This is a genomic window from Ruegeria sp. BHSA123 (assembly GCF_059613425.1).
The window spans coordinates 1-5289 of sequence record NZ_JBXWSL010000116.1; the positions used below are offsets into that span (position 1 = coordinate 1).

Consider the following 5289-nt stretch of genomic DNA (forward strand, 5'->3'; position numbering starts at 1 on the left):
ACAAGCTGTGCCAATCCAAGCAACCCGATGGTCAGGTAAACACCAACCGTTTCAATCCCATAAACCTGCGCCACGCCAAACATCGCCAAGGTCAGCAACAGCGAGCCACCATACCCGATCACATAGCGCCGACGCTCGCGACGATGCATTTCAGAGCGCTTATCCATAGGTCAGACCTCCGAAATACACGATGGTAATGATCCCAATCCAGATCAGATCGAGAAAATGCCAGAACAACGCCAGTCGCACCACGCGCGAGATAACCACATCCGTCATACCCTTGACGCGCAGCTGGATACCCAAAACGATCAACCAAAGGCATCCAGTCGCAACGTGCAGACCATGCAGTGGGACCAACCCGAAAAAAGCCGACAGAAAACCGCTGCGCTGCGGAATGCCGCCTTTATCCGCCATAGCCATGAAGTCACGCACTTCAAGCACCAGAAAACCAAGCCCAAGCGCAAGAGTGACGCCAAACCATAAGACAATGCGACCGCGCGGCAGATTGTACTTCAACGCCAGCATGGCAAGACCCACTGTCAGGCTGCTGGTCAGCAGTATCATGGTCTGCGCAAAGACACTTTTCAGATCAAACAACTCGTGCGGGCCGGGGCCACCTGCCTGCGCATCGATCATCGTTATGTAAATCGCAAACATCAGGCCAAAATAGACCAGATCGCTCATCAAGAAGACCCAGAACCCAAAGGTGACAACCTCGGTTGCCTTGTGGGCACTGGCGTGATGTTCCCCTAGATTGATACCGGGATAGCTGTGAGTGGGCGCGCGCTTCATGTCGCCACCTCCAGATCCGGGCGGGCAAGGCCGCGGTTTTCCGGAGAAGTTTCATAATCGCGATCAACCGCCGCTTCGCTGTGGACCAATGCCAGCCAGGCTTCGTGGTCCCTTCGCACCTCTTCCGCTGGGATGGTGAGTTCTGTACTGTCATCGAATGTCCAGATGATCACCACAAGGATCATCAAAACCGTCATTAACGCCGCAAGCCACCAGATCCACCAGACCAGCGCAAACATCCATATGCCACTGAGAACGCACAGAACAAAGCCAATTCCCGTGTTTCGGGGCAGTTCGATATCTTCATAAGCGTCTGGTGTTGGATAGGCCGTTCCTTTTGCCTTCTGTGCCGTGAACTCATCCCGATCCGAAACCTTGGGGATGATCGCAAAGTTATAAGCGGGAGGCGGTGAAGGGATAGACCATTCCAATGTGCGACCATCCCAGGGATCCCCAACCGGAACACGGGTTTGGTCGCGGTCACGAATGCTGACCCATAGCTGGATCAGGATCGAGAACAATCCACAAGTAATAACAATCGCTCCGATGATGGCCACGATCATGAAAGGGTGGAAAGACGGATCGCTATAGCTGAAAGATCGGCGCGGCATGCCCAACAGCCCGACGAAGTAGAGAGGCATGAATGTCAGCAAAAACCCCCCGGTCCAGCAATAAACAGAAACCCGGCCCCAGAATTCGTTCAGTCGGAATCCAAAGGCCTTGGGGAACCAGTAATTGTATGCCGCCAACAATCCGAACAACACGCCAGGCAATAACGCGTTGTGGAAATGAGCTACCAAAAACAGCGTATTGTGAACCTGGTAGTCTACGGTTGGATTTGCCAGGATCACGCCGCTCAGCCCGCCGATGGCAAACAGCATCAAAAATGACAACCCATAAAGCATCGGCACCGAGAACCGAATGCGTCCCCGCCACAACGTCGCCATCCAGTCATAGACTTTCACGCCGGTTGGGATGGCAATCAGCATGGTCGCGATACCAAACACCGCGTTGATCAGCGCGCTTTGACCCATGGTGAAAAAGTGGTGCAGCCAGACTGTGAACGACAACACGGCGATCGACATGGTCGCGATGACAAGCGAGTTGTAGCCATAAAGCCGTTTGGCCGAGAAGGTCGCAAACACCTCGGAATAGATGCCATAAGCAGGCAAAACCAGCAGGTAAACCTCGGGGTGGCCGAACAGCCAAAACAGATTGGCATAGTTCATCATGTTGCCACCGAGGTCGTTTGTGAAAAAGTGGAAATCAAGATAGCGATCAGCGGCAAGCATCAGCGCGGCGACACTCAAAGGCGGCATAGCAAAGACGATCAAGATCGAACTGCAAATGATTGTCCAGCAATACATCGGCAGCCGCATGAACGTCATGCCCGGCGCGCGCAACTTGTAGATCGTTACAGCAAAATTGATACCGGTCAGTGAGGTGCCAATGCCCGAAACAACGATTGCCCAGATCCAGTAATCCGGTCCAACACCGGGATTGAACGCCGCGCCGGTATACGGTGGATAGGCTGTCCAGCCTCCGGTCGAAAACTCTCCAATCACCAGCGACACCATCAGCATCATGCCTGACGAAACCGTAAGGCCCAGACTAATCTGGTTTAGTCGCGGGAATGCCACATCGCGCGCGCCGATCATCAGCGGGACAATGTAATTCGCAACACCAAAGACAAAGGGAACGGCAACAAAGAAGACCATGATTGTGCCGTGAGTGCTGAAAAGCTCGGCAAAATGTTCGGCTTCGAGGAAACCGTCGCCGGGCCCGGAAGCCTGCTGCGCGCGCATGACAACGCCTTCAAGCACACCGCGTGCCAGCATCACGATGGCAAAGACGATATACATGACACCGATCTTCTTGTGATCGACGCTGGTCAGCCAATCGCGCCACAGGGGTGTCCACAGACGAAACCAGCTCAGCAATCCTACGACAACAACAACGCCAATAATCACAACAGCTGCGGCTGTATTGGCCACGATCTCATTAGTATTTGGGTTCTGGATCAACCCGGCAATCGGAAAAGCGTCCCAACTCAGACGCCCGAAGAAACCTGTCTCGGTCGGCGTCATTTTTGCGCCTCCTGCCCAAATGATGCAGTTCCAGGCTGTAGCTCGATCGGTAAAGGCTGACCGCTGTGGTAGCGGCTCAGGATACTCCGGAACAGGTCGTCTTCTATTGAGAAGTAGAGCGCATCATCCGGCATCCGAGATGTTCCCAAAGCGGCCTGTACTTCATCCCTGTCAGTCCGCATGGCCAGTTTCCGATACGTTTCCTTGTCTAGTTGAATGCTGTTGTTACGCACTTCTTCGACCCAAGTGGCGAAATCCTCACCACTCATTGCGATGGTGCGGAACTTCTGCTTGGTAAAGCCCCGTCCGTTGTACTGAGTGTTTTCACCTTGCATCACTTCCGGCGCATCCGCGACAAGATGTAACTGGGTGGTCATGCCCGGCATCGCATAAATTTGCCCAGCCAGCGCGGGTATCATAAAAGACTGCATTACGGTATCGGTCGTCAGCGTCAATGCAATTTGCCGCTTTGTCGGAATTCCAAACTCTCCCACTGTGGCGATCCCGAGATCTGGGTACAGAAACAGCCATTTCCAATCCAGACCGACAACCTGAACCCGCAGCGCCGGATCCTCACCAAACGGTGCCGAATACGGGTCAAGCCGATGCGTCGCCTTCCAAAGATAAAAGGACAGCAGGGCCACGATTATTACAGGTAAGCCCCACATGACAAATTCCAGCTTGGCCGAGAAATCCCAATCCGGTGCGTAAGGCGCAATGCGGTTGCTTCGGCGGCGATACCGAAACGCTATTATCGGGACCAGCACCAATACCGGGATAACGGCCAGCAGGATCAATACGGTCGCGCGAAGCAAATGCGTCTTCTGAACTGCCGCTATTGGGCCTTGCGGGTCCATAAAGCTGTCGCTGGCCAAAGCTGGTTGCGCCGAAGCGATCAACAGGAACACAGCGGCAAGTCTGAGCAAGGATGGATTGGACGAAACGACTTGTGCCACAGCTGACTGTCCTCTCCTCATCTCGATCCCATCCAACTATCGGCAAGTGGGTGAAATTTCTCAAGAGTTTTCCGAACCACAAATTGCCATCCTCAGCTTTCTTTCAACTTTGGGTATAAACAGCGACGGGTCGCGCGGCATCTTCCCGTTGACTTGCAAGGCCAGTCGGGACAGAAAAATCGTCAATGCGTACTTTGCTTGTCACTCTAGGATTGATCCTTCTGTCCCAGACCGCACTGGCACAGGATCGTGCAGCAATTGAACGCCAGTTTCAGTCGTGGCTGTTGGAGACGATCTGGCCCAAGGCGCAGGCCAAAGGTGTTTCACGCAACACACTGCAACAGGCGTTTTCCGGTGTTACTCTGAACTGGGACCTGCCGGATCTGGTTCCGCCCGGACATAAACGCAAAACGCCCAAGGCGCAAAAACAAGCCGAATTTGGCTCGCCCAGCCGGTATTTCAATACGGGGTCAATTCAGGGTGCAACGTCTGTCGGGCGCAGGATGGCAAAGCAACACTCTGCGATTCTTGCCAAAGTCGAAAGCAATACTGGCGTTCCTGCTCGTATCATTCTGGCAATCTGGGGCAGAGAAAGCGGCTATGGGCAGGTGCCAATCCGCCATGATGCGTTCAGGGTTCTGTCGACCAAGGCATTCATGAGCACACGCGCGGAATACTTCACGGCCGAGCTTATCGCAGCTCTGCAAATCGCAGAAGCGGGGCCCCTGCCAGCCCGGCAAATGAAAAGCAGTTGGGCAGGCGCGTTAGGGCAACCCCAGTTCATGCCATCAAGCTATTTGGATTACGCCGCAGATGGCAACGGCGATGGACAGGTCGATATCTGGGGGTCATCCGATGATACAATCACTTCGATTGGCAACTACCTGAAAAAGCACGGCTGGATCGCCGGGCGTGACTGGGGTTTCGAAGTGTCTGTGCCGGCAACCGTTTCATGTACATTGGAAGGACCCGACCAGGGGCAGTCAATTCAGCAGTGGGAAGCGATGGGCATAAACCGGGTCTCTGGCAAACCTTTTCCAGCCCACGAGATGAAGGGGGTAGGTTACCTGATGATGCCAGCAGGACGATTTGGTCCTGCTTTTCTTGTCACTCCGAATTTTTACGTTCTGAAGGAATACAACAAAAGTGATCTGTATGCTTTGTTCGTCGGCCATGTCGGTGACAGAATCCAATTTGGAAGCGACGATTTTGCAGGGCGGTGGGGCAAGGTCGGCGGTTTGTACCGTTCTGACATCGCAAAGATGCAGGGCGCGCTGGAAAGCTTGGGGTACGATGTCGGAGGCGTTGACGGCTTGCCAGGTTTCAAAACCCGCCGATCAATAGGCAGATGGCAGGAAACGATGGGTGTTGCACCTACCTGCTTTCCTGAAGCCTCGATGACAACGAAACTGGCCCGATAAGGCACCAAGCATGCGTTGAACGGTCGCTCTCGA

Annotated in this window: 4 protein-coding genes; 1 reads left to right on the forward strand and 3 read right to left on the reverse strand. The window is 54.1% G+C overall.

Annotated features, from left to right (window positions below; all coding sequences use genetic code 11):
- Positions 1 to 159: 159 nt before the first annotated feature.
- The 3 genes from AC2FNC_RS19940 to AC2FNC_RS19950 are packed head-to-tail and all read right to left on the reverse strand — an operon-like array spanning position 160 to position 3835.
- On the reverse strand, positions 160 to 792 hold the full coding sequence (locus tag AC2FNC_RS19940; RefSeq protein ID WP_480554863.1) for a cytochrome c oxidase subunit 3: 633 nt from the start codon (positions 790 to 792) through the stop codon (positions 160 to 162).
- Positions 789 to 2879, reverse strand: coding sequence for a cbb3-type cytochrome c oxidase subunit I (locus AC2FNC_RS19945; protein ID WP_496716439.1), 2091 nt, complete (start codon positions 2877 to 2879; stop codon positions 789 to 791). Before AC2FNC_RS19945 ends, AC2FNC_RS19940 begins: the two co-directional genes overlap by 4 nt.
- Positions 2876 to 3835, reverse strand: a complete 960-nt coding sequence (locus AC2FNC_RS19950; RefSeq protein ID WP_480554860.1) for a cytochrome ubiquinol oxidase subunit II family protein — start codon at positions 3833 to 3835, stop codon at positions 2876 to 2878. The genes AC2FNC_RS19945 and AC2FNC_RS19950 overlap by 4 nt, the downstream gene beginning before the upstream one ends.
- A gap of 185 nt (positions 3836 to 4020) precedes the next feature.
- Here AC2FNC_RS19950 and AC2FNC_RS19955 point away from each other — a divergent pair, with 185 nt between their 5' ends.
- Positions 4021 to 5256 (forward strand): lytic murein transglycosylase, encoded by a 1236-nt coding sequence (locus AC2FNC_RS19955; protein ID WP_480477029.1) that lies wholly within the window; start codon positions 4021 to 4023, stop codon positions 5254 to 5256.
- The last annotated feature ends 33 nt before the right edge of the window (positions 5257 to 5289 follow it).